The 23,855-nt window shown below is 59.6% G+C and carries 24 protein-coding genes; 11 read left to right on the top strand and 13 right to left on the bottom strand.

Annotated features, from left to right (window positions below; genetic code table 11):
• The first annotated feature begins 142 nt into the window (after positions 1-142).
• The 7 genes from LB453_RS00315 (at position 143) to crtB (ending at position 7,768) form a co-directional block, all read left to right on the top strand.
• The gene (locus tag LB453_RS00315; protein WP_103797022.1) at positions 143-730 is read left to right on the top strand and encodes a YtfJ family protein; all 588 of its coding nucleotides are present in this window, start codon (positions 143-145) and stop codon (positions 728-730) included.
• A gap of 278 nt (positions 731-1,008) precedes the next feature.
• Positions 1,009-1,866 (top strand): polyprenyl synthetase family protein, encoded by an 858-nt coding sequence (locus LB453_RS00310; protein ID WP_224481418.1) that lies wholly within the window; start codon positions 1,009-1,011, stop codon positions 1,864-1,866.
• 34 nt (positions 1,867-1,900) lie between these two features.
• Positions 1,901-2,935 (top strand): type 2 isopentenyl-diphosphate Delta-isomerase, encoded by a 1,035-nt coding sequence (gene fni, locus LB453_RS00305; RefSeq protein WP_103797020.1) that lies wholly within the window; start codon positions 1,901-1,903, stop codon positions 2,933-2,935.
• Positions 2,932-4,221 carry a glycosyltransferase gene (locus tag LB453_RS00300; protein ID WP_103797019.1) on the top strand — a complete coding sequence of 430 codons (1,290 nt, stop codon included), beginning with the start codon at positions 2,932-2,934 and terminating at the stop codon, positions 4,219-4,221. Before fni ends, LB453_RS00300 begins: the two co-directional genes overlap by 4 nt.
• Positions 4,205-5,368 carry a lycopene beta-cyclase CrtY gene (gene crtY / locus LB453_RS00295; RefSeq protein ID WP_103797018.1) on the top strand — a complete coding sequence of 388 codons (1,164 nt, stop codon included), beginning with the start codon at positions 4,205-4,207 and terminating at the stop codon, positions 5,366-5,368. The genes LB453_RS00300 and crtY overlap by 17 nt, the downstream gene beginning before the upstream one ends.
• Positions 5,365-6,846 carry a phytoene desaturase gene (locus LB453_RS00290; protein WP_103797017.1) on the top strand — a complete coding sequence of 494 codons (1,482 nt, stop codon included), beginning with the start codon at positions 5,365-5,367 and terminating at the stop codon, positions 6,844-6,846. The genes crtY and LB453_RS00290 overlap by 4 nt, the downstream gene beginning before the upstream one ends.
• On the top strand, positions 6,839-7,768 hold the full coding sequence (crtB, locus tag LB453_RS00285; RefSeq protein ID WP_103797016.1) for a 15-cis-phytoene synthase CrtB: 930 nt from the start codon (positions 6,839-6,841) through the stop codon (positions 7,766-7,768). Before LB453_RS00290 ends, crtB begins: the two co-directional genes overlap by 8 nt.
• On the opposite strand, the gene LB453_RS00280 is transcribed toward crtB, so the two are convergent.
• The gene (locus LB453_RS00280; protein WP_103797015.1) at positions 7,707-8,240 is read right to left on the bottom strand and encodes a sterol desaturase family protein; all 534 of its coding nucleotides are present in this window, start codon (positions 8,238-8,240) and stop codon (positions 7,707-7,709) included. The genes crtB and LB453_RS00280 overlap by 62 nt on opposite strands.
• A gap of 269 nt (positions 8,241-8,509) precedes the next feature.
• On the opposite strand from LB453_RS00280, the gene gstA reads away from it, so the two are divergent.
• Positions 8,510-9,112 (top strand): glutathione transferase GstA, encoded by a 603-nt coding sequence (gene gstA, locus LB453_RS00275; protein WP_103797014.1) that lies wholly within the window; start codon positions 8,510-8,512, stop codon positions 9,110-9,112.
• Between the two features lie 32 nt (positions 9,113-9,144).
• Here gstA and ahr read toward each other — a convergent pair whose 3' ends face one another.
• The 3 genes from ahr to LB453_RS00260 all read right to left on the bottom strand — a co-directional run bounded on the left by ahr (position 9,145) and on the right by LB453_RS00260 (position 11,157).
• The gene (gene ahr, locus LB453_RS00270; RefSeq protein ID WP_103797013.1) at positions 9,145-10,161 is read right to left on the bottom strand and encodes an NADPH-dependent aldehyde reductase Ahr; all 1,017 of its coding nucleotides are present in this window, start codon (positions 10,159-10,161) and stop codon (positions 9,145-9,147) included.
• A gap of 28 nt (positions 10,162-10,189) precedes the next feature.
• Positions 10,190-10,771 (bottom strand): flavin reductase family protein, encoded by a 582-nt coding sequence (locus LB453_RS00265; RefSeq protein ID WP_103797012.1) that lies wholly within the window; start codon positions 10,769-10,771, stop codon positions 10,190-10,192.
• A gap of 116 nt (positions 10,772-10,887) precedes the next feature.
• A complete protein-coding gene (locus LB453_RS00260; protein ID WP_103797011.1) occupies positions 10,888-11,157 on the bottom strand; it encodes a hypothetical protein in 270 nt (89 codons plus the stop codon).
• Between the two features lie 285 nt (positions 11,158-11,442).
• On the opposite strand from LB453_RS00260, the gene LB453_RS00255 reads away from it, so the two are divergent.
• Entirely contained in the window at positions 11,443-12,000 is a 558-nt protein-coding gene (locus tag LB453_RS00255) for a DsbA family protein (protein WP_103797010.1), read from the top strand.
• A 480-nt stretch (positions 12,001-12,480) separates the two neighbouring features.
• Here LB453_RS00255 and LB453_RS00250 read toward each other — a convergent pair whose 3' ends face one another.
• The 3 genes from LB453_RS00250 to LB453_RS00240 form a co-directional block, all read right to left on the bottom strand.
• The gene (locus LB453_RS00250) at positions 12,481-13,458 is read right to left on the bottom strand and encodes a YsnF/AvaK domain-containing protein (RefSeq protein ID WP_103797009.1); all 978 of its coding nucleotides are present in this window, start codon (positions 13,456-13,458) and stop codon (positions 12,481-12,483) included.
• 24 nt (positions 13,459-13,482) lie between these two features.
• Complete coding sequence (locus LB453_RS00245; RefSeq protein WP_103797008.1) at positions 13,483-13,890, bottom strand: DUF2382 domain-containing protein; 408 nt, start codon at positions 13,888-13,890, stop codon at positions 13,483-13,485.
• Between the two features lie 602 nt (positions 13,891-14,492).
• Positions 14,493-15,017, bottom strand: a complete 525-nt coding sequence (locus LB453_RS00240) for a phenolic acid decarboxylase (RefSeq protein ID WP_103797007.1) — start codon at positions 15,015-15,017, stop codon at positions 14,493-14,495.
• Between the two features lie 207 nt (positions 15,018-15,224).
• On the opposite strand from LB453_RS00240, the gene LB453_RS00235 reads away from it, so the two are divergent.
• Together LB453_RS00235 and LB453_RS00230 are read left to right on the top strand one after the other, a co-directional pair.
• The gene (locus tag LB453_RS00235) at positions 15,225-15,416 is read left to right on the top strand and encodes a hypothetical protein (RefSeq protein WP_103797006.1); all 192 of its coding nucleotides are present in this window, start codon (positions 15,225-15,227) and stop codon (positions 15,414-15,416) included.
• 567 nt (positions 15,417-15,983) lie between these two features.
• Positions 15,984-16,397, top strand: a complete 414-nt coding sequence (locus tag LB453_RS00230) for an ASCH domain-containing protein (protein WP_103797066.1) — start codon at positions 15,984-15,986, stop codon at positions 16,395-16,397.
• A gap of 12 nt (positions 16,398-16,409) precedes the next feature.
• Here the strand turns inward: LB453_RS00230 and LB453_RS00225 are convergent, their stop codons facing one another.
• The 6 genes from LB453_RS00225 to LB453_RS00200 all read right to left on the bottom strand — a co-directional run bounded on the left by LB453_RS00225 (position 16,410) and on the right by LB453_RS00200 (position 23,691).
• Complete coding sequence (locus tag LB453_RS00225; RefSeq protein ID WP_103797065.1) at positions 16,410-17,189, bottom strand: ABC transporter ATP-binding protein; 780 nt, start codon at positions 17,187-17,189, stop codon at positions 16,410-16,412.
• Positions 17,189-17,872 (bottom strand): ABC transporter permease, encoded by a 684-nt coding sequence (locus LB453_RS00220; RefSeq protein ID WP_103797005.1) that lies wholly within the window; start codon positions 17,870-17,872, stop codon positions 17,189-17,191. Before LB453_RS00220 ends, LB453_RS00225 begins: the two co-directional genes overlap by 1 nt.
• 9 nt (positions 17,873-17,881) lie before the next feature.
• Positions 17,882-18,607, bottom strand: coding sequence for an ABC transporter permease (locus LB453_RS00215; protein ID WP_103797004.1), 726 nt, complete (start codon positions 18,605-18,607; stop codon positions 17,882-17,884).
• 6 nt (positions 18,608-18,613) lie between these two features.
• Positions 18,614-19,462, bottom strand: a complete 849-nt coding sequence (locus LB453_RS00210) for a transporter substrate-binding domain-containing protein (RefSeq protein WP_199187354.1) — start codon at positions 19,460-19,462, stop codon at positions 18,614-18,616.
• Between the two features lie 10 nt (positions 19,463-19,472).
• Positions 19,473-20,672, bottom strand: a complete 1,200-nt coding sequence (locus LB453_RS00205) for a M20 family metallopeptidase (RefSeq protein WP_103797003.1) — start codon at positions 20,670-20,672, stop codon at positions 19,473-19,475.
• 307 nt (positions 20,673-20,979) lie between these two features.
• A complete protein-coding gene (locus tag LB453_RS00200) occupies positions 20,980-23,691 on the bottom strand; it encodes a cation-transporting P-type ATPase (protein ID WP_103797002.1) in 2,712 nt (903 codons plus the stop codon).
• Positions 23,692-23,855: the final 164 nt, after the last annotated feature.

Below are 23,855 nucleotides of genomic sequence, written 5' to 3'. Positions count from 1 at the left end.
TTTCACCGCGCGTTGTTTGATCTGGCGCATTGAACCAGTGATTAAATTTTGAGCAAAGCGTAAAAATTCATCATTTCTTAACTGGCGAAGCGGCAGATTTTCACCCAGGCTTGAGGCTCTTTCCTTCTGCGTGCGAGGATGCGTGAAACTCTACCCACTGCTGCTTATCAGCCTGCTGTTTCCTCTCCTTGCCGCTGCACACAGCGTTGAAACGGGAAAACCTCTTCCGCCGGTCTTTATCGCCAACGAGGGCGAGCTGGTGATGCAGCATGAGATGCTGGGCTATCAGCGCTGGAGCAGCCAGTCGCTGACCGGCAAAGTCCGCATGGTGATCCACGTCGCCGGGCGGCTGTCGGCCAAAGAGCAAAACGCGCCGCTGATCGCCGCCGTCCAACAGGCAAACTTTCCGCGCAGCCGCTTTCAGACCACCACTATCGTCAATACCGACGACGCCATTCCAGGCAGCGCCATTTTTGTCGAGCGCAGCATTAAATCGAGCAAGCGCGACGCGCCCTGGCAGCATTTCGTGATCGACAGCAGCGGTGTGGCGCGCAACAGCTGGCAGCTGACGCCGCACGGCTCCGCCGTGATGCTGCTGGACGCACAGGGGGTGGTGCGCTTCGCCAGAGATGGCGCGCTGACGCCGCAGGAGGTCAGGCAGGCTATTGCTTTGCTCAACCAGCTGCTTTCCACTGCCGCGGCGCCATCTGACCCGGCACTTAGTTCGTGAATAAAATTATTATTTTATTATCACTTATCTCCGTTTTGCCCTTCAGCAGGCGAATTCTCGACTACGCTTTATTTCACCGTCTCGCCAAAACCAAACAACAATGCTGATCTGCGACGACGCTAAAAATAACAGGTTCGACGTTAATTATTAGATGGCTCTTTCTGCGCCACTTTGTTCATTTGCAATTACGACAGGCCGACGCTCACCTGCAAGTAAGGACTGCCATTATGACCATTTTTGCTGAAAGAGACTCTACCCTCATCTACAGCGATCCCCTGATGTTACTGGCGATTATTGAACAGCGTCTTGACCGACTGCTGCCGGTAGAAAGCGAACGCGACTGCGTGGGGCTCGCCATGCGCGAAGGCGCGCTGGCGCCGGGCAAACGCATCCGGCCGGTACTGCTGATGCTGGCCGCTCACGACCTTGGCTATCGCGACGAACTCAGCGGGCTGCTCGACTTCGCCTGCGCCGTCGAGATGGTGCATGCCGCCTCGCTGATACTCGACGATATTCCCTGCATGGACGATGCCGAACTGCGGCGCGGCCGGCCGACAATCCATCGCCAGTTCGGCGAGCCGGTGGCGATTCTCGCCGCCGTCGCCCTGCTGAGCCGCGCCTTCGGCGTGATTGCGCTGGCGGACGGCATCAGCAGCCAGGCGAAGACCCAGGCCGTGGCGGAGCTTTCCCATTCAGTCGGCATTCAGGGGCTGGTGCAGGGACAGTTTCTCGATCTGACCGAAGGCGGCCAGCCGCGCAGCGCCGACGCCATTCAGCTGACCAACCACTTTAAAACCAGCGCGCTGTTCAGCGCGGCGATGCAGATGGCCGCCATCATCGCCGGCGCGCCGCTGGCGTCGCGTGAAAAGCTGCACCGCTTCGCGCGGGATCTCGGCCAGGCCTTTCAGCTGCTGGACGACCTGACCGACGGCCAGAGCGACACGGGAAAAGATGCCCATCAGGACGTGGGGAAATCGACGCTGGTGAACATGCTGGGCAGCAAAGCGGTAGAAAAGCGCCTGCGCGACCATCTGCGACGCGCCGATCGCCACCTCGCTTCGGCCTGCGACAGCGGCTACGCCACCCGGCACTTCGTGCAGGCCTGGTTCGATAAAAAACTCGCTATGGTCGGCTGACCGCGCGTTTCCTGTCTGAGTATATGGAGCAGCAATGAAGGACACGGACCTGACGAAACGCAAAAACGATCATCTGGACATTGTTCTGCGTAATACCGCGCCGGCGTCGGGCAGCTTCGCCCGCTGGCACTTTACCCACTGCGCCCTGCCGGAGCTGCACCTGGATCAGATCGATCTGCGCACGCGGCTGTTCAATCGCCCCATGCAGGCGCCCTTTCTTATTAGCTCAATGACCGGCGGCGCGGCGCGCGCCCTCTCGATTAATCACCATCTTGCCGAAGCGGCGCAGACGCTGGGTCTGGCGCTGGGGGTCGGTTCGCAGCGCGTGGCGCTGGAAAGCGACAACGATTCTGGCCTGACGCGCGATTTACGCCGTATCGCCCCGGATATTCCGCTGCTGGCGAACCTCGGCGCGGCGCAGATTCTGGGCGAACAGGGCCGCAGGCTGGCGCGAAATGCGGTAAGCATGATCGAGGCGGATGCGCTGATCGTCCATCTTAATCCGCTGCAGGAAGCGCTGCAGCGCGGCGGCGATCGCGACTGGCGCGGCGTGCTGCAGGCGATTGCGCAGCTGGTGAAGTCGCTGGAGGTGCCGGTGGTGGTGAAAGAGGTTGGCGCGGGCATCTCGGCCGAGGTTGCGCAGCGGCTCGCCGAGGCGGGCGTCAGCATGATCGATATCGCAGGTGCGGGCGGCACCAGCTGGGCGGCGGTAGAGGGCGAACGCGCCAGCACCCCGCAGCAGCGCGCGGTGGCGATGGCCTTTGCCAGCTGGGGTATTCCCACAGATGAAGCCTTACGCGCGGTGCGCGACAGACTGCCTGCCATACCGCTTATCGCCTCAGGCGGCATCCGCGACGGCATCGACGCGGCGAAGGCGCTGCGGCTCGGCGCGGATATCGTTGGCCAGGCGGCGGCGGTGCTCAGCAGCGCCCTGCACTCTACGGATGCGGTGGTCGCGCACTTTAACACGCTGATTGAACAGCTGCGCGTCGCCTGTTTCTGCACCGGCAGCGCTAATCTGCGCCAGCTGCGCCTTGCGCCGCTGCATCGCGCCGGAGAAACGCTATGAGCCATTTCGCCGCGATCGCCCCTCCCTTTTACAGCCACGTGCGCGCGCTTCAGGCGCTGGCGCAGAGCCTGATAGCGCGCGGCCATCGGGTGACCTTTATTCAGCAGGCGGAGGTTGCCACCCTGCTCAGCGACGCCGCTATCGGCTTTCACGCCATCGGCCTGGAAACGCATCCTGTCGGCACGCTCGACCGTACGCTGGCGCTGGCGGCCCATCCCGGCGGCCTGGGCATTCTGCGCCTGATCCGCGATATGGCCAGCAGCACCGATATGCTGTGCCGCGAGCTGCCGGAGGCGCTGCGGGCGCTGGCGGTAGATGGCGTGATCGTCGATCAGATGGCGCCAGCGGGCGGGCTGGTGGCGGAGGCGCTGCGGCTGCCCTTCGTTTCGGTCGCCTGCGCCCTGCCGGTCAATCGTGAAGCCCATTTTCCATTGCCGGTCATGCCTTTTTTGTGGGGTACCAGCAGCGCCGCGCGCGAGCGGTTCGCCTCCAGCGAAAAAATTTATGACTGGCTGATGCGCAGCCACGATCGCGTGCTGGCGCGCCATGCCGACGCCTTTGGCCTTGCCGACCGCCGTCAGCCGCACCAGTGCCTGTCGCCGCTGGCGCAAATCAGCCAGCTGCCGCACGCCCTCGACTTTCCGCGCCGCGAGCTGCCGGCCCATTTCCACGCCACCGGCCCGCTGCGCGAACCGCCCGCCGCTGCCGCAGCGCCGCTGTTCAGCAACCGCGAGCAGCCGCGCGTTTTCGCCTCGCTGGGCACGCTGCAGGGCGGCCGTTACGGGCTGTTTAAAACGCTGGCGAAAGCCTGTCGCGAACTGGAGGCGGAGCTGCTGATCGCCCACTGTGGCGGCCTGAGCGATTTTCAGGCGCGTAAACTGCTGCGCGCCGGGGCGGCGCGGGTAGCCGCCTTTGTCGATCAGCGCGCCGCGCTGGCGCAGGCGGACGTGGCCATTACCCACGGCGGCTTAAATACGGTGCTCGACGCCGTAACCTATGGCACGCCGCTGCTGGCGATTCCGCTGGCATTCGATCAGCCCGGCATTGCCGCGCGGCTGGCGCACCATGGCCTGGGGATGCGCGCATCGCGCTTCTCCACCAGCCATCAGATTGCGCGTCGCCTGCGTCGCCTGCTGGACGATGGTGCGGTTAAGCAGCGCATGACGCGCCTGCAGCCGCAGCTGGCCGCCTGCGGCGGCGTCGAGCGCGCGGCTGAGATTACCGAGCGCGCGCTGCTGACGCGCCAGCCGGTGCGCGCGGAGAAGTACTATGACATCGCAGTATGATCTGCTGTTGCTCGGCGCCGGTCTGGCGAACGGGCTGCTGGCGCTGCGGCTGAAAGCGCTCCAGCCGCAGCTGCGCGTGCTGGTGCTTGATGCCCACGCCCACGCCGGTGGCAATCACACCTGGTGCTTTCACGAAGAGGATCTCAGCGCCGCGCAGCATCAGTGGATTGCGCCGCTGGTGGCGCACCGCTGGCCGCACTACGAGGTACGCTTTCCCGCGCTGACGCGCCAGCTTAACAGCGGCTATTTTTGCGTCACTTCCGCGCGCTTTGACGAGGTGCTGCGCGCGACGCTCGGCGACGCGCTGCGGCTTAACCAGACCGTCGCCAGCAGCGGCCCCGATCACGTGCAGCTCGCCAGCGGCGAAGTGCTGCGCGCGCGCGCCGTCATTGACGGCCGCGGCTATCAGCCCGACGCCGCCCTGCAGATTGGCTTTCAGTCCTTTGTCGGTCAGGAGTGGCGCCTGAGCCAGCCGCATCAGCTGGAGGGGCCGATTCTGATGGACGCGGCCGTGGATCAGCAGGGGGGCTATCGCTTCGTCTATACCCTGCCGCTCTCGCCGACGCGTCTGCTGATTGAAGATACCCACTATATTAACGACGCCTCGCTGGCGACGGCGCAGGCGCGGCAGAATATCTGCGACTACGCCACCCGCCAGGGCTGGCAGCTGGAGACGCTGCTGCGCGAAGAGCGCGGCGCGCTGCCGATTACGCTGGCGGGCGATTTCGACCGCTTCTGGCATCATCGCGCCCCCTGCGTCGGCCTGCGCGCCGGGCTTTTTCACCCCACGACCGGCTACTCCCTGCCGCTGGCGGCGACGCTGGCGGACGCGCTCGCCGCAGAGGCGGACTTCTCCCCTGAGGCGCTCGCGCCGCGTATTCACCGCTTTGCGCAGGCGGCGTGGCGTAAACAGGGCTTTTTCCGCATGCTTAACCGCATGCTGTTCCTGGCGGCCGAGGGCGATCGGCGCTGGCGCGTAATGCAGCGCTTTTACGGCCTGCCCGAGGGGCTGATCGCCCGGTTTTACGCCGGACGGCTGACGCTGGCCGACCGCGCGCGCATTCTTAGCGGCAAGCCGCCGGTCCCGGTGCTGGCGGCGCTGCAGGCTATTCTCACCCACCCTTCTGGACGAAGAGCATCACGATGAAGCACACCACGGTAATTGGCGCAGGATTTGGCGGGCTGGCACTGGCAATTCGCCTCCAGGCAGCAGGCGTTCCAACGCGGCTGCTGGAGCAGCGCGACAAGCCGGGCGGCCGCGCCTATGTTTATCAGGATCAGGGCTTTACCTTTGACGCGGGCCCGACGGTGATCACCGATCCGTCCGCTATTGAAGAGCTGTTCGCCCTGGCGGGAAAATCGATGCGCGACTATGTCGAGCTGCTGCCGGTGACCCCTTTTTACCGGCTCTGCTGGGAGACGGGCGAGGTGTTTAACTACGATAACGACCAGGCGCGGCTGGAAGCGGAGATCCGCAAATTTAATCCAGCCGACGTGGCGGGCTATCAGCGCTTCCTCGACTATTCGCGCGCCGTGTTCGCCGAAGGCTACCTGAAGCTCGGCACCGTGCCCTTTTTGTCGTTCCGCGATATGCTGCGCGCCGCACCGCAGCTGGCGCGCCTGCAGGCGTGGCGCAGCGTTTACAGCAAGGTGGCGAGCTTTATCGAGGATGATAAGCTGCGGCAGGCCTTTTCGTTTCACTCGCTGCTGGTCGGCGGCAACCCCTTCGCCACCTCGTCGATCTATACGCTGATCCACGCGCTGGAGCGCGAATGGGGCGTCTGGTTTCCGCGCGGCGGCACCGGCGCGCTGGTGCAGGGCATGCTGAAGCTGTTCCAGGATTTAGGCGGCACGCTGGAGCTGAACGCGCGCGTCAGCCATATCGAGGCGAAAGAGGCCGCGATTTCCGCCGTGCATCTGGAGGATGGTCGGGTATTTGAAACCCGCGCGGTCGCCTCTAACGCCGATGTGGTGCATACCTATGGCGATCTGCTCGGCAGGCACCCCGCCGCCGCCGCACAGGCCAAAAAGCTGAAAGGCAAGCGCATGAGCAACTCGCTGTTTGTGCTCTATTTTGGCCTGAACCATCATCACGATCAGCTGGCGCACCACACCGTCTGCTTCGGGCCGCGCTACCGTGAGCTGATTGACGAGATCTTTAACCGCGACGGGCTGGCGGAAGATTTCTCGCTCTATCTCCATGCGCCCTGCGTGACCGATCCCTCGCTGGCGCCGCCGGGCTGCGGCAGCTACTACGTGCTGGCACCGGTTCCCCATCTTGGCACCGCCGATCTCGACTGGAACGTTGAGGGGCCGCGCCTGCGCGATCGCATTTTCGCCTATCTCGAAGAGCACTATATGCCCGGCCTGCGCAGCCAGCTGGTCACTCACCGCATCTTCACGCCGTTCGATTTCCGCGACCAGCTTAATGCCTATCAGGGCTCTGCGTTTTCCGTTGAGCCGATTTTGCGCCAGAGCGCCTGGTTCCGGCCCCATAACCGCGACAGCCATATCCGCAATCTCTATCTGGTCGGCGCGGGTACGCACCCAGGCGCGGGCATCCCCGGCGTGATCGGTTCCGCCAAAGCCACCGCAAGCCTGATGCTGGAGGATCTGCATGCATAATCCGACGCTGCTGCACCATGCCGTAGAGACGATGGAAGTCGGTTCGAAGAGTTTCGCCACCGCCTCAAAGCTGTTCGACGCGAAAACGCGCCGCAGCGTGCTGATGCTCTACGCCTGGTGCCGCCACTGTGATGATGTGATCGATGACCAGCAGCTTGGCTTTCCAGGCGAGGTTCCTTCGGCGCAGACCCCGCAGCAGCGTCTGGCAAATCTGGAGCGCAAAACCCGCCAGGCCTACGCGGGCGCGCAAATGCATGAACCCGCCTTCGCCGCCTTTCAGGAGGTGGCGATCGCCCACGATATCTCTCCCGCTTACGCTTTCGACCATCTGGAAGGGTTTGCAATGGACGTCCGCGGCGCGCGTTATGAAACCTTTCAGGATACGCTGCGCTACTGCTACCACGTGGCGGGCGTGGTGGGATTAATGATGGCGCAAATTATGGGGGTGCGCGACGAGGCGGTGCTGGATCGCGCCTGCGATCTCGGCCTCGCCTTTCAGCTGACCAATATTGCGCGCGATATCGTTGAGGATGCGCGAGTCGGCCGCTGCTATTTGCCGGAAAGCTGGCTGGAGGAGGCCGGGCTGGATCGTCTTCACTTTGCCGATCGCGCTCATCGCCCGGCGCTGGCGAATCTGGCGCGGCGGCTGGTGAGCGAGGCGGAGCCCTACTACGCCTCTGCGTCGGCCGGGCTGGCCGGGCTGCCGCTGCGCTCTGCGTGGGCGATCGCCACGGCGAAAGAGGTTTATCGCCGCATTGGGGTTAAGGTCTACGGCGCGGGGGAAACGGCCTGGGATCGCCGCCAGTCCACCAGCAAACAGGAGAAGCTTCTGCTGCTGGCGGCGGGGGCGGCGCAGGCGATCAGGTCTCGGGCGGCTGCTTCTCCGCCGCGTCCTGCCGAACTCTGGCAGCGTCCGCGTTAGGCCGACGTCCGTGACGCTGACGCAGCGTCGCCTGTAATTTCTCCAGCGGCGGCGCATAGAGGAAGCCGAAGGAGACGCAGTCTTCCCGGCCGCGCACCGCATGGTGCAGCCGGTGCGCCATGTAGAGTCGTTTAAAGTAGCCGCGACGCGGTATGTACTTAAAAGGCCAGCGCTGGTGTACCAGCCCGTCATGCACAATAAAATAGAGCAGGCCGTAAAGCGTCATGCCTGCGCCTATCCACTGTAGCGGCCAGACGCCGCGGCTGCCCAGGTAGATCAACAGAATCGCCAGCCCGGCGAACACCACAGCATAGAGATCGTTCACTTCAAACCAGCCGCTGTGCGGTTCATGATGCGACCGGTGCCAGCCCCATCCCCAGCCGTGCATAATATATTTATGCGACAGCGCGGCGGTAATCTCCATCGCTACGACGGTCAGTAATACGATCCCAGCATTCCACAACCACAGCATATCTTCTCCCGTCAGTGCATCCTGCCAGCCAGCGCAGGCTGGCCATCATCAGCTGCGGCACGCCGCAGGCGAACCTTAAGTCTAGGCTATAGCCTGTAATTCGCCGCAGCGTTTAAACGGAAGATCGGGCAAGTTCCAGCCGCTGACTGACCTGAAGGCCACTGAATAATGTTGCGCATTCCAGCCGTTAGCACAAAAGGCAATGGCGCAAGCCGCCCGCGCTGCCGTAGACTGCCGCGGCACAAAGCAAAAACAGGGATTACAACCACATGAAGCTGTTCTACAAAGCGGGCGCCTGCTCGCTGACTACCCACATTATTCTGCATGAAACCGGTTTGCCGCATACCTCCGTCGCGGTGGATTTAAAAACCAAACGTACCGCGGAAGGCGACGATTTTCTGGCGATCAACAGCAAAGGCTATGTGCCAGCGCTGCAGCTGGATAATGGCCATGTGCTGACCGAGGGCGCGGTTATCGCTCAGTATCTGGCGGATTTAAAGCCGGAGAGTCATTTGCTGCCGGCAAGCGGCGAAGCACGCTATGCGGTGCTGGAGTGGATGAACTTTATTTCAACTGAACTGCATAAGGGCATCGGTGCCTTTTTCAACCCGGCCATTACGCCGGAGTGGAAGGCGGCAGCAACCGCAACCCTGACTAAACGCCTTGACTGGCTGGCGGAAGCGCTGGGCGAAAACCGCTATCTGCACGCTGACCACTTCACCATTGCCGATGCCTATCTGTTCAACGTGCTGAGCTGGTTCCGCGTGGTTGATTTCAGCCTGGATCGCTGGCCGGCACTGCAGCGCTTTGCGGCGACGCATGCGCAGCGTCCGTCGGTGATCGCCGCGATGAAATCGGAAGGCCTGATGTAATAAAACAGCGCGCCCGAGGGCGCGCTGTTCGATCAGAAGTCCGCCTTCAGCACGATGCGATAGTGCGCCTTACCGGCGCGCAGGTGATCGAGCGCGTCATTGATTTTTGACATCGGGAAATATTCCACGGTCGGCGCGACATCTGCGCGCGACGCCAGGCGAAGCAGCGAGCGCAGCTGGCCAGGCGAGCCGGTAGAAGAGCCGGTAACGCCGCGATCGCCAAGGATCAGGCTAAACGCCGGTACTTCAAACGGCTTCATTACCGCCCCAACGGTGTGGAAACGCCCCTTCGCCGCCAGCGCCTGGAAATAGGGCTGCCAGTCGAGATCGACCGCGACGGTGCTGATAATCAGATCAAACTGGCCGGCCAGCTTGTTCAGCGCCTCTGGATCGCGGCTGTTAACCACATGATCGGCGCCCATCTGTTTAATGGTTTCAGTTTTAGAAGGCGACGAACTAAACGCCGTGACTTCTGCGCCCAGCGCGCGCAGCAGTTTAATCGCCATATGGCCAAGACCGCCGATACCAATCACCCCTACCCGGCTGGTGGCGGTAATGTTATGCATCAGCAGCGGTTTGAAGACGGTGATGCCGCCGCACAGCAGCGGGCCAGCAGTAGCCGCGTCGAGATTTTCCGGCAGCGGAATAACCCATTGCCAGTTGGCGCGCAGGTGGCTGGCGAAGCCGCCGTGATTGCTGATGGTGGGAACGTTATTGTTGACGCAGTTAACCTGCTCGCCGTTAATACAGGCGTCGCAGTACTGACAGCTTTTCGCCGTCCAGCCGATGCCGACGCGCTGGCCCATGCTCAGGCCTTTGTTTTTGGCGCTGTCGCCCAGCGCGACCACGCGACCAATCACTTCGTGACCGGCGATAAGCGGATAGGCCGAAATGCCCCACTCATTGTCGATCATCGAGAGATCGGAGTGGCACACGCCGCAATAATCCACCTCTACTTCAACATCCTCCGCAGCCAGCGGGCCGGGATCGTACTCATAGGGTTGAAGCGCTTCTCCGGCCGTCATGGCCGCGTAACTTTTGAATTTCATGCTTTTCCTCGCTGAGGTTATAAATGCGCTAAAGCATTTTGGCGCTGAAGCTGTTCGCAACCGTCACGAACTGCCCGCCGCCAAGATGATGCAACGTGTGAAGCGCGCGGTTTTCGTTGCTGAAATGCCAGCGACCGTCATAAAACACCCGGCTGTCAGCCGCCGCCGCCACGACTTCACCAAACAGGGTGTCGTAATTTTGCTGCGCTTCTGTTGCCGGCAGCAGCCGGCACTCCAGCCAGGCGACGCAGCTCTCTTCCAGCAGCGGCACGCCCAGCTCCGGCCCTTTAATCGCCTGAATATTATAGTCGGCGAATTTATCCCTCTCGCGCCCTGACGTATTGCCGACGGCATAGGTCAGATTGGCGAAGGCGGCAGCCGGTACGCAGACGCCAAAGGTGCCGCTCGATTCAATCAGCTCGCGCGACCATGTGGCTTTATCGACCACGATCGCCACGCGCGGCGGGGTAAACTCTACCGGGGTCGACCAGGCGGCGGCCATGACGTTGCGGCGCTGAGTTTGCGGATGCTGGCTGGTAATCAGAATGGTAGGACCGTGGTTAAGCAGACGGCTGGCATGTTGCAGCGCTACCGGGCGGAAATGCGACATAGAGCGGTTCCTTACGGAAATCGACGCACGCTATTTTGCGCGTCATAAATTGCTGTAAACGTTTTACTTTACGCGTTTTCGTCCGCAGCCATTTGCCGCTGCGTGCCGAGCCGCTTTTATAATAGATCGTGATTGAGCGGCGTGCGAAAAGCATGGCGCGCAGCGCTCATTAGCTGCTCCGCCGTAACGGTGGGCGGTAGCCTGGTCAGCACTTTGCTCGCCTGCCAGTAGCACAACACCATCACCTCATCGGTTTCGCTTTCCGCCAGCTCTTTTAGCCGCGCCCGCAGCGTCGGCACATTCAGCGTTTGCTGCTCGTCGAGCATCTCTTCGATGGTTTTGATGATGACGTCATGGATCGTTTTCCAGGAAAGATTAGTAAGCAAAATCAACCTCTTCTAGCGCTTTCCGGCTCCGGAACTGTTATAACTTTTCCCACGCAGGCGAAACCTGCGCGGGTGAGATAATATTAACATGGCATTAACTATAGCTGGACTGACGGGCTTTCGGCGACTTTTACATAGCGGAATTATTTCTGTGGAAGCGTTTTCAAAAAAGCCGTTAATGTGGGGTAAAAGCGTACCTGTCAGGGTTTTACCAGACTTCGGTAAAGGACTGAGACAGGCCGCTTTTTTAATATCAGACGTGCAGGATAAAACAGGAGAGCATCTGTGCAGAAAGAAGGTTTAAAGGCTGATGCGCTGGTCTGGGGTGAGGGGCCGCGCGTTTTCGAGATTTTTCTGGAACCCACCTGCCCTTTTTCCGTGCGCGCTTTTAATAAGCTCGATGCGCTGCTGGACTATGTGGGCGAAAAAGAGATGACGCTTAAAATTCGTTTGCAGTCGCAGCCGTGGCATCTCTATTCGGGGCTGATTGTGCGCTATATCCTTGCCGCTTCAACCTTACCTGAGGGCAAGCACGCCGCCAGAGCGGTGCTGAAAGCGGTGGCCGATCATCGCGAAGAGTTCGAATTTACCGATCACTGCCGCGGGCCGAATATGCAGACGACGCCGGAAGAGATCCTGGCACGCCTGCAGCGCTATAGCGGTATTGACGCCCGCGCCGCTTTCGACCGGGCAGAGCTGCAAAATGAAATAAAGTGGCACTGCAAGTATGCGCGCCAGAATGGCGTACACGTTTCGCCAACCTTTATGATCAACGGCCTGATTCAAGCCGATATGGGCAGTGGTGATGAGATAACAGCATGGGCGAAGCGCCTGATGGCCTGATATAAATTCGCCTGCTAAGGAAGCAGGCGAGGTGAATTACTGGTCGGTCTCGTCATCTTCGTAAGCAGGTATTTCTGCATCATCCGGCAGCGGTTCGGTATCGGGGCGTTCTGACATCATAAAGCTCCTGTGGAGGGCGATGAAAAGCATAGCATATCGCTACATCGGCGCGGCTTTCAGACGCCTTTAAGCGAAAAAAGGAGCAACCCTGTCTGTTTGCCGGTTACCTGTTGCGCTTATCTGCGTCAACGGCTGGTCAATCATAGGGTTAGCAATATTGGGCATCAGGCGAAGCACGCTGCAACTTTTCGGTAACATCTGGCAATATATTAAACTACTGAAAACTGGGGCGATGCCGATAAATTGATGCGTGCAGTCGGGGAGGTTGGCCGCGAGCCAACACCAGGGCAACCGCGTCAACTTCCCCGCTGCAGCAGTTCTCCTGCAAGCCCGGCGAGTCTGCGCCAGGCTGAGGGAACCTTATGGACGCTTCAGCAGAGGATCGACTTTATCCTTATCCTCAACGCCTGAAACGCCGCTTCGCTCAACGATATCATCGTCTACGCCGGTTGTGGTTCCGGCGGTATTAAACGCGCCTGCCGGTTTGGCCGTGGCGCTGCCGGTGCCGCTCAGCGAGGTATCTGCGGCAAGATGGCTATCTGCGTGATCGATATCCACTTCCTGACGACGCACCGAGTCGGTGATATTTTCTACCCGCTCGCTCTGATCTGTGCGCACCACCACTTCTTCTTTGATATGTGCGGTTTTGTTGATCACCGGCTGCTCATGGGTTTCTGCCACTTCGATGGTTTTATCTTCCCAGTCAACGTTATCCGTCGCAGCGAGATCGTTAGTGGAGCGGCGGAAAATATCCGCATGCTGTTCCTGCAGGGAAATGTCTTCGGACACCTGATCGGTCACGGTGTAACGGCGGACGCGCGTTGTGCCTTCGCTCACCAGACGTTTACCCACTTCCAGACGCTCTTCGGCAAGGCGCAGCACTTCCTCTTCGCTTTCGTCGCCGGTCAGCGAGGTGCGAACCGGCTGCGTCAGGCCGCTGTCGGCAACGCTGTTTACGCCGGTCGTGCTTTGCGCGGTAGAGACGGTATAGCCGTCATCCTGCGACAGGGTATTGCCAGCCGGCAGTTCGCCGGTGTCATGCGCATCCAGAATGCTGTAAGCGCGCGGCAGCTTATCCTCTTCAGCGCGCAGGGTTAACACCACGCTGCCTGAGTTAATCGCATCTTCATAGACGCCGCTTTGCTCTTCGTCCAGCGTGCTGCCGAACAGGCGCTGCCAGAAGCTGGGATGACGAGCCTCATGTCCTTCAGATTTCAAACGTTCGCCAGAAATCACATCAATATCATGCTCGGCGAAACCCGCCTTGATCAGGCTACGCTTAGCCCCTTCTGCCTGAGCCAGGGTACTGAACATCGTTACGATCTTTTCGTGTGCCATGATTTCCTCCTGCGTGATGATGGCTTAGGTGTCATCTTTTTTCCGGTTAATCTCGACATGCTGTTTGCGTAATGAAACGGTCTCTTCCCAGGGAACCTCTTCATGCGTTCGCCGGATATGCAACTCCTCTTTCAAAACCAGCCTGCGAATGACCTCAACCTCTTCTTCTACGACCGGAACGATAAGGACGCCCTCTTCTTCCCTGATATCCGGCATAGACGCAATGCGCTCATTTTTCGGCACATGCGTTACCTCGACGTTTTCACGGCGCAACAGTAGACTTACTGGCTCGCTGTGAGTTGAAGTCTGGCGTTTTACGGTGACATAACCATCCAGTACTTCTTCCCGCGATACGGTCAGCTTTTCTTCAGCCAGATGCAGTATTTCCTCTTCTGCATTTGGATGTTCGTCATTGTTTGAAGAAGAAGCCATATTTCACCCTTAATGAAATGCCCGGTTGAAATAAACACCCTGATATAATCAAATCAAAAGCATTTACAACTAATGAAATTTAATTGTGAATCAAAACACAGCCGTTGCAAGCCAAGCGGTGAAAAAAAATAAAATTAAACATGCGAAAAGCGCGCGGTTATAAATTCACCGCTTTACACAAATAGAATTTATCCTGCACAGCCAGTCACTTATTGAAGGATTTGCTGTTAATCGCGCGCACTGTTAATTCAGGAAGATTCCTGGCGGCAAAAAAATTAAATTTAACTACACAGCAGGGATTATTATCTTTAACGCGCTGATATGCATTGGTTTCATATTTATATGAAAAAAAGTGCACGGGTAAATATGTAAAACTATGTCAGCACATCACCCGTCGAGGCGCGGGTTAAAAAATAAGGCGTCTGGGACCAGCCGCGTAAAGAGGCGGCTAATTTTATGCCAGTGAAAACCAGACGCTGAGCCTTTGCGGTGCTATCGCAGGCCAGCAGCGGGTGCAGGGGGAGCGGAGGTGAAAGAGAGCCTGTCTGAGGGACAGAGGCTAAAGGCGATCTGCCGCGACGCATCGCGGCAGATCGACGCAGCTATTTCCCTTCAAAGAAATTTTCAGGCAGTTGGCCTGGCGCGCAGTTGATAACGCTGTCGTTATCCGGCCCTTCATTTTTCATATAGGTGACTTCGGCGAACTCGGGAATGATGACATAGGGATAGGCCGGGCCTTCATCTCTGAAGCGATGCATATCGTCGATAAACTCATTCTGGTAGCAGATGGTTTTTTCAGGATGCTGGCCTTCGCCGGCGATCCACTGCGGAAAGAAGATGGTGCCGTGCAGCAGTTTGCGGTTCAAATCAAACAGCAGGCTAACGCAGGTGCCGGTCGGCTCATGCCAGTCCACCTTGAAGATGCCGGGTGCGAACTGCACGGCATTCATTTTCTGATGAGTAACCCAGCGGCCGCCCACCAGCCCCTGATGGATGCGGTAGTCGCAGGTGGTTTCGTTGCGTGCGTACCACTCATACTTCCAGCCGTTATCGTAGGTGTAGACAAAATGCGTACCGACAAACTGCGAAAGATCGCGGGATGACTCGTTAAGCGAAGCGATAGTCATGGATTACCTCATGTTATCAGTAAGGAGGGCGCTGACCAGTTGCGCAGCGCCACATTCTCTTTTGACACCAGACGGTAGCCTTTACCGTCTCACTTATTATTGATGAGTATCCGTTAATCACCACCTTAGCGGCGATGAAAAATCGCTCAGCGCCGGGGCCGCGAGAGGCTGCTGCCGAGGGAGCGCACCGCTTTTTGTCACCCTTTTATGCCGTGGAGCAGTCACCACGCAGGTGAAGCGGCGCAGAATAAAACTGCAAAGAAGGGCCATTATTTCCTGCTGAAAGGAATTTATAAGATGATGGAAATATCGGCAGAGCCTGCGCTTCCCGCCGGATTTTTTCTTTTTCTCCAGCGAGAAAATAAGCGATTACCCGCTATCGCGCTTTACGAAATATAGCCAGACAGAAATCTTCTGTTACACCATGACGCTATTGATGACACTTACCGGCCCATTAATTAATTAATGAAGAACCTTATGGCAGTTAAAAGTTAAAAACCAGAAGGTGCAGGCTGAGATCGTAATTAACTACCTGGTTGCCCCTCTGCCTCTCCTTTATTAACGCTGCTTCTTACCTGAAAATACAGGGTTCGCGGCTGGCGCATACCGGTGCTGAACGGGTTGGTAACTGGCCCTTTTTATTGGCGCACTACCAGGGCGCATCGCCGTGGCGATGTTTTGCTGCTGTCGCTGCCGCTCGCCGCGCCAGACCTGGCGACTGCGGTGGCGCGCGTCTGGGCGCACGCAATCGGCAAATTCGCCGTCGCGATGATCTTTGCCTGTTTAGCGCAGGCCATTCCGGTTAAGCTCTACAACAGTTTGCAGAACCACGGCGTCGATGCGGTTTATCCCCCGCTGTGGCTGCAGCTGTTTACCTTACCTTTGCCGCTGGCCAGCCTGCGTTTGTTTTGTGCGTCGTTACGCGCGCGAACGGCAGCCGCGGCGCACCCGATCGGGAGTGATCTGATGTCCGTTTCTCTGGAGCAGTTGATCGATAAGTACCCTGAGGCGAACGCGTGGGCGTTCGGCGACTCGGCCGAGCTGGCCGACCGTCTGGTTACGCTGGTAATCGCCGGTAAAAAAATGGCGAGCTGCGGCTCACTGCAGATGTGGCAGGATGAGGAATCGAAGCCTGAGCCTGGCGGCTACAGCATTATCCTGGACGGTGCGGGTCAGCCGCGCTGCGTTATCCGCACCACCGGCCTGTTTCTGACCCGCTTCGACCGCGTGACGCCGGAGATGGCGATGCTGGAAGGTGAGGACGATCTCAGCCTGGAGAGCTGGCGCCGCGAGCATCAGCGCTTTTTCCAGAACGAAGGCACCTTTCACCCCGAGATGGAACTGGTGTTCGAAACCTTCCAGCTGGTCGAGGTGGTATAGATCTGACGGCGGTTAGCTCGCGTTGCGCTGAAAGTGGCTGTTCACAAACGCACGACAGCGGGGCGAAATGGGATCGAGAAAGAGCTGCTCCGGCGCGCCCTCCTCTTCCACTATGCCCTGATGCAGAAACACCGCTTTGTTCGACACGTCGCGCGCGAAGCCCATCTCGTGCGTGACGATGATCATCGTGCGGCCCTCCTCCGCCAGGCCGCGAATAACGCGCAGCACCTCGCCCACCAGTTCGGGATCGAGCGCCGAGGTCGGCTCATCGAACAGAATCGCCTTCGGCTGCTGCGCCAGCGCGCGCGCGATCGCCACGCGCTGCTGCTGGCCGCCCGACAGCTGGGACGGCCAGGCGTCGCGCTTCGTGTAAAGACCCACTTTATGCAGCAGCGCCTCGGCCTCTTCCGTCGCCTCTTTAACGCTGCGCTTCTGCACCTGCACCGGCGCTTCGATGATGTTCTCTATCACCGTCTTATGGGGCCAGAGGTTAAAGCTCTGAAACACAAAGCCGAGCTGCATTCGCATCAGCTTGATGCGCTGACGCTGCGCGCGGCTGAGCTTTTCGTCGGGATTATCCAGCGTGACGCTGTTCTCGCCCACGGCGATGACGCCCGCCTGCGGCACTTCCAGAAAGGGAATACAGCGCAGCAGCGTACTTTTGCCCGAGCCGCTGGCGCCGATCAGCGAGATAACATCGCCATCCTGCGCCGTCAGGCTGATATCGTGCAGCACTTCATGTCCCGCATAGCTTTTTCTGAGATGGCTCAGCTTGATGGTGGGTTGGGTCATCAACGCGCTCCAAAGTAGTAGGGGGAGAGGCGCCGCTCCAGCAGAGAGACGCCTTTGCTCACCAGTATGCTGAGCAGCAGATAGATCGCCGCCGCGCTGAGGAAAACCTCCAGCGCGCGAAAGGTAGAGGAGACGATAGAGTCGGCGATACCGGTCATCTCCATCAGGCTGATGGTACTGACCAGCGAGGTAGATTTAAGCATTGAGATAATCTCGTTGCTGTAGGCGGGCAGCGCCTGGCGGATGGCGATCGGCAGCGTAATGCGCGTGAAAATCTTGTGCGATGGCATCCCGCAGACTTTCGCCGCCTCCAGCGACTGAGGGCTTACCGCATTGAGGCCGCCACGCAGGATCTCTGAGGTATAGGCTGCGTCGTTGAGGATCAGTGCCAGCAAGCCGCACCAGTAGGGATCGCGCAGCAGCGGCCACAGCACGCTTTCGCGCACCGCCGGCAAACTGCCCAGCCCGTAGTAGATCATAAAAATTTGAATCAGCAGCGGCGTACCGCGAAACAGCCAGACGTAGAAGCGGGCTATCCAGGCGCCGACGCGCGTCTGCCGCAGCAGATTCAGTCCCAGCGCCAGCAGGCCGCCGCCCAGCAGCGACAGCAGGGCCAGATTAACGGTCAGCGGCAGGCCTTTGAGCAGCGCCAGCAGGGTTTCCTGCAAAAAAGGGAGGTCCATTGGCTTTCCTTACACGTTGGCGCGCTGCTGGCCGCGCATGGCAAATTTCTCTACCGCGCGAAACACCCAGTCTGAGCAGGTGGTAATAATCAGATAGATCACGGCGCCGACGCTGTAGAAGAAAAACGACATCTGCGTAGAGTTGGCGGCCATGGTGATCTGATTCATGGTTTCCACCAGCCCGGTCACGGAGACCAGCGCCGATTCTTTGATCACCGACTGCCACTGGTTGCCCATTCCCGGCAGCGCGGTGCGCAGCGCCTGAGGGACGATCATGCGGCGGAACAGCATCATCCGCCCCATCCCCGTTACCGTTGCCGCCTCCAGCGTGCCGCGCGGAATGGCGTAAAAGGCGCCGCGAAAGACGCCGCTCTGATAGGCGCCCGAGATCAGGCCAATGGCGATCGCGCCGGCGATAAAGCCGTTAATATCAAACGGCCCCTGCATGCCCAGCGCGGTGCCAGCCGAGGAGAGCACCTGGCGTCCACCGAAGTAAAACAGGTAGATGACCAGCAGCTCCGGCACGCCGCGAAACACCGTGATATAACCCGACGCCAGCCGTTGCTGCCAGCGCGAACCGGCAATCTGCATCCAGCACAGCAGGCTGCCCAGCGCCGCCCCCAGCAGCCAGGCGCAGAGCGAAACGGTAACCGTTACAGTAGCGGCACTCAGCAGCACGCCGCCCCAGCCTTCGTCGCCGAAGCCAATCAGCTGCCAGTCGATTTGCGTCAACATCGGCTATCAGGCTTTCGGCGCGACGTCTTCGCCGAACCATTTAACGGAAAGTTTGCTCAGCGTGCCATCTTTGATCATCGCGGCGAGCGCCTCATCCAGCGCCGCCTTCAGCTCGGCGTTGCCTTTGCGCAGGCCGATCGCCGATCCCGCCCCCAGCACGCCGCCGCTAAAACCGTAGCCGCTGCTGCTGATGGCGGACGCATGCTTTTTCACAAAGGCGTTAAGGTTAGTGCGCGACGCCATTACCGCGTCCACGCGGCCGTTCAGCAGGTCGGCGTAGGTTTCCGGGCCGGCCTGATAGGTGCGGATGGTGGCAACGTCTGCCAGATATTTTTGCAGGAAGTCCGCCTGAATGGTGGCGACCTGCACCGCGATAGTTTTGCCCTTGAAGGTGGTTTTCAACTCGTCGATCGCTTTCTGCATGCCCGCGGCGTCATCGGCGGTGACCACGCTGCCGCTGCCGGGCAGCGTCTCCAGCGGTGAGTTTTTGGCCGTGACAAAGCTGGAGACGCTGACGGTGTACTGCTGGGTAAAGTCGATAGCTTCGGCGCGCTTCGGCGTAACCGTCACCGCATCGATAACGGCGTCATATTTACCGTCGATCAGACCGGGGATCATGCCTGACCACTTCTGGGCGCTGATTTCATATTTAAAGCCGACGCGCTTCGCCAGCTCAGCCACGATATCGGGCTCATAGCCGACGATCTTGCCGTTCGGCGTGGTCTGGTTGAACGGAGGATAGCTGCCTTCGGTGGCGAACTTCAGGGTGCCGAAATCTTTTGCCAGGCTGAGCGCCGGTACGGCCGCCAGGCCCAGAGCCAGGGTGGCTGCGAACAGCCCTTTGCGCATCATCATAGTGATATCCTCAGTTATTATTGTCAGAAAGCAGATCGACCGACAGGCGCACCAGCGCCTGAGCGCCAGCGGCAATGCTGCGCTCATCGGGCTGATAGTCGGAGTTATGCAGGTGGTCGTCGCGCCCCGGCGTGGCGGAGCCGATATGGATCTGGCAGCCCGGCGCGCGCTCGGTAAACAGTGAAAAATCTTCCGCGCCAAAGCTGTCGCTCGGTTTCGCGACGATGGATTTGCCGAACTGATGCGAAAGGATCCCCTCCAGCGCGTCGATCAGCCGGTCATCATTCATCAGTGGCGGCACGCCGCGCTGATAGTCCACCTCGACGCGCACGTTCATCGCCAGCGCGACGCCAGCGCATACGCGGCGGAACGAACTCTCCATATCGGCGCGCACCTGCGGCGATTTGGTGCGGATGGTGCCCTGAAGCAAACAGCTGTCGGGAATGATGTTATGCGTGGCGCCGCCCTGAATATGGCCGATGGTCAGCACCGCAGAGTGAGCCGGATCGCGCTCGCGTGAGATCAGCGTTTGCAGCTGGCCAATCAGCGAGGCCGTGGCAACGATGGGATCGACGCCCATATGGGGCCGCGCGGCGTGAGTCGAGACGCCATACACCCGCACGTCGAACTCGTCGCTCGATGCGGTGCTGCCGCCGCGCGTCAGCGCCACCTCCCCTGCTGCCAGCTCAGGCTTGTTGTGCAGCGTGACGGCCCAGTCGACCCCCTCAGCGGCACCGTCGGCAATCATCGCTTCCGCCCCGCTTTCCGGGGTTTCCTCAGCGGGCTGGAAGATAAGGCGTACCCTGCCTTTCAGCTGCTGACGGTAGTGCGGCAGGATAGCGGCGACGCCAAGCAGCGTGGCGGTATGCAGATCGTGTCCGCAGGCGTGCATTTTGCCGGGGATGGTGCTGCTAAAGGGCAGACCGGTCTGCTCCTGGATCGGCAGCGCGTCCATATCCGCGCGCAGCAGCAGCGTTTTGCCCGGCTGTGCGCCGACAATATCCACCAGCACGCCGGTGCGGCCGACGCCCGTTTTGGGATCCAGGCCATGTTCGCGCAGCCAGCTGGCGACGATCTCCGCGGTGCGCAGCGTATCGAAGCCGAGTTCGGGATGGGCATGAATATCGCGCCGGATGGCGATAAGTTGCGGCTCAATATCAGCCACTCTGGCGCTTATTTCCCTGGCCAGCCGTGCTTTTTCGTCAGTCATGTTTTCCCTGCAGAACGCCTTTAAAAGAGGCGACAGTCGCAGCGGATCGGGCCGCTGGCTATATTGTTGTGTTTGCAGGCTTTATTTATTCACAGAGGAAAGCAGAAAGCAACGCGCGAAAAAACATAAAAATAACATTTGAATCATACACTTAAATAACATGACTTTTAATACGCATGAGAATGCAGCGGATCAGCAAGATTATTAATAATCCGCCTTCGTTAATCACATCGTCTAATTATGTTATTGCACAAAGCGCTCCCCGGCGCTAAAAAAAACGCCCTGCTCGCAGGGCGTTTTTAAGTAATCAGGCGCGACGCCAGCGACGCGTCAGCCATTTTTCCAGCTCGACGATGCTAAAAAGCACGGCACCGACAACCAGGGCGATGAGCCAGTATTTAAACGGCAGCGGGCGGGTACCGAACAGCGTATTCATCAGCGGCAGATAGATAATCAGCGCCTGCAGCAGCACCAGCACACCGCTCACCAGCCAGATGCCGCGGTTTTTCAGCATGCCGCTATCAAGCGAGAAGCGGCTGGCGCTGCGGCAGTTCAGCATATAGACCCACTGCGCGGTAACCAGCGTCTGCAGCAGCACGGTACGGATGAATTCCGGCTCATAGCCGCGCGTCTGCAGCCAGGCCTCAAGCACAAAGGCGCTGACGGAGATCAGCAGGCCAACAAAGATCATGCGCCAGACGGCATAGCCGTCCATTACGGAGGCGCTGACGTCGCGCGGTGGCCGACGCATCACGTTCGCCTCGGCCGCTTCAAAGGCCAGGCCAAATGAGAGCGTGGCGGAGGTTGCCATATTCATCCACAGGATCTGTACCGGCGTCAGCGGCAGCAGGTTCCCCATCAGAATTGCAATAATAATCAGCAGCCCCTGCGCCAGGCAGGTCGGCATAATAAACAAGATGGTTTTAATCAGGTTATCGTAGACCCGCCGCCCCTCTTTCACCGCGGCGGCAATGGTGGCGAAGTTGTCGTCGGCCGGGATCATGTCGGCGGCCTCTTTGGTCACCTCTGTCCCTTTGATGCCCATTGCGATGCCAACGCTCGCCTGTTTAAGCGCCGGCGCGTCGTTGACGCCGTCGCCGGTCATGCCAACCACTTCACCGCTGGCAGAGAGCGCCTTCACCAGACGCAGCTTATGCTCCGGGCTGGTGCGCGCGAAGATATCGTACTGTCGCGCCGCCTGAGCAAGCTCGCTGTCGCTCATATGCTCCAGATCGCGCCCCGTCAGGGCGTTATCGCTGTTGCTGATGCCCAGCATTTTGCCTATCGCCATCGCCGTTTCCTGATGATCGCCGGTGATCATTTTGACGCGGATGCCAGCCTGCTGGCAGTCGTCGATAGCCGCAACCGCTTCAGGGCGCGGCGGATCCATCATGCAGGCGAGACCCAGCAGCACCATCTCCTCGCGCAGATCCGCATGATCCAGCGAGTCGAGGGCATGCGGCACGCGCTTCCACGCCGCCGCCACGGTGCGAAGCCCTTCGCTGGCGTAGCGGGTAATTGCCGCCTCCCAGTAAGCGCGATCCAGCGGCTGTGCGCCACTGGCGCTCTGCTGATGGGCGCAGAGCGACAGCAGCACGTCTGGCGCGCCGGTCATCAGCACCCAGGCCTCGCCGTCCGCTTCGCCGCTGACCGCCATATATTTATAGAGCGAGTCGAAGGGCAGCTTGCTGGCCAGTTGCTGCTGAGCCGCTTTTATCCCCCCTTTCGCCGCCAGTACTTTCAGCGCGCCCTCGGTCGGCCCGCCAACGATGCGCCAGCGCCCTGTCGCATCCTGCTGGATCTGGCTTTCGTTGCAGATATCAATAGCGGTGAGAAAGCGCGCCATCACCGGATCCTGCGCCGCCGTCCGCCCGTTCTCCGTCGTTGCCGGGACGATCTCGCCCACCGGCTCGTAGCTGTCGCCGCTGACGCGCCACTGGCTTTCCGCCAGCACCACCGCCTTGACCGTCATCTCGTTCATGGTAAGCGTGCCGGTTTTATCGGAGCAGATTACCGACATTGCGCCCAGGGTTTCTACCGTCGGCAGCTTGCGGATGATGGCCTGTTTGCGCGCCATCGACTGCACGCCCAGTGAGAGAATAATCGAGATAATCGCCGGCAGGCCTTCCGGCACCGCCGCGACCGCCAGACTGATTACCGACAGCGCCAGCGAGGCCAGCGGAATGTCGCGCAGCAGAAAACCAAACACAAACAGCCCGCCCATCATCAGCAGGATCGCCGCAAAGATCGCTTTGCCAAGCTTATCTATCTGCTGCAGCAGCGGCGTTTTGGCGGTTTCGATATCGCTCATCATATCGTTGATATGACCCAGCTCGGTGTCGCGGCCGGTGGCGATCGTCACCCCAGAGGCGGTGCCCGAACTGACGGTGGTGCCGGAAAAAGCGAGGTTAAGCCGATCGCCCAGCGCTTTTTCCCCTGCAATCGCTGCGCTGCTTTTTGACACCACGGTCGATTCGCCGGTCAGGATAGCCTCTTCCACGCGCAGGTTGTGCACGTCGAAGAGGCGCAGATCCGCCGGAATACGATCGCCGGGACGCAGCATGACCACGTCGCCAGGCACAAGGGTTTCGCCCGGCACCGTCATCACTTCGCCGCCGCGCACCACCACCGCTTCGCTGGAGAGCATATTTTGAATGCTCTTCAGTGACTTCTCGGCGTTGCTTTCCTGAATAAAGCCGATAAAGGCGTTAATGACAGCAACGCCGAGAATCACAAAGGTATCAACCCAGTGGCCCATGATCGCCGTAATCACTGCTGCCGCCAGCAGGATATAGATCAGCATATCGTTGAAGTGGGCCAAAAACTTCAGCCAGGCCGGCTGGGGTTTCTTTTGCGGCAGCGTGTTGGGGCCGATGTCTGCCAGCCGCGCCTGCGCCTCGTCAGCAGATAACCCCTGCGGGGAGCTTTCAAGCTCGGCGAAAACGGCTTCGCTTTGATACTGATACCACGGCCGCGCTTTTAAAGCGGCATTTTGCACTCTCTTGCGGTCGTTATTCATTTCTCACTCCGTACAGGCAACCGGCGACAGAATCGCAGTTAAATTAATGGGCCAGCATAGTGCGTCAGCTTAAATAGAGTGATAATGACTCAGGTCATATTTTTGTGGTTTTAATTCAGTAAAACTATTGCCTAAATAATTCCGCAACCCTGTTAGTTTCAATC

This window comes from Pantoea agglomerans (assembly GCF_020149765.1).
Classification (GTDB): Bacteria; Pseudomonadota; Gammaproteobacteria; order Enterobacterales; family Enterobacteriaceae; genus Pantoea; species Pantoea alvi.
This window is presented reverse-complemented; position numbering and strand designations above follow the sequence as displayed.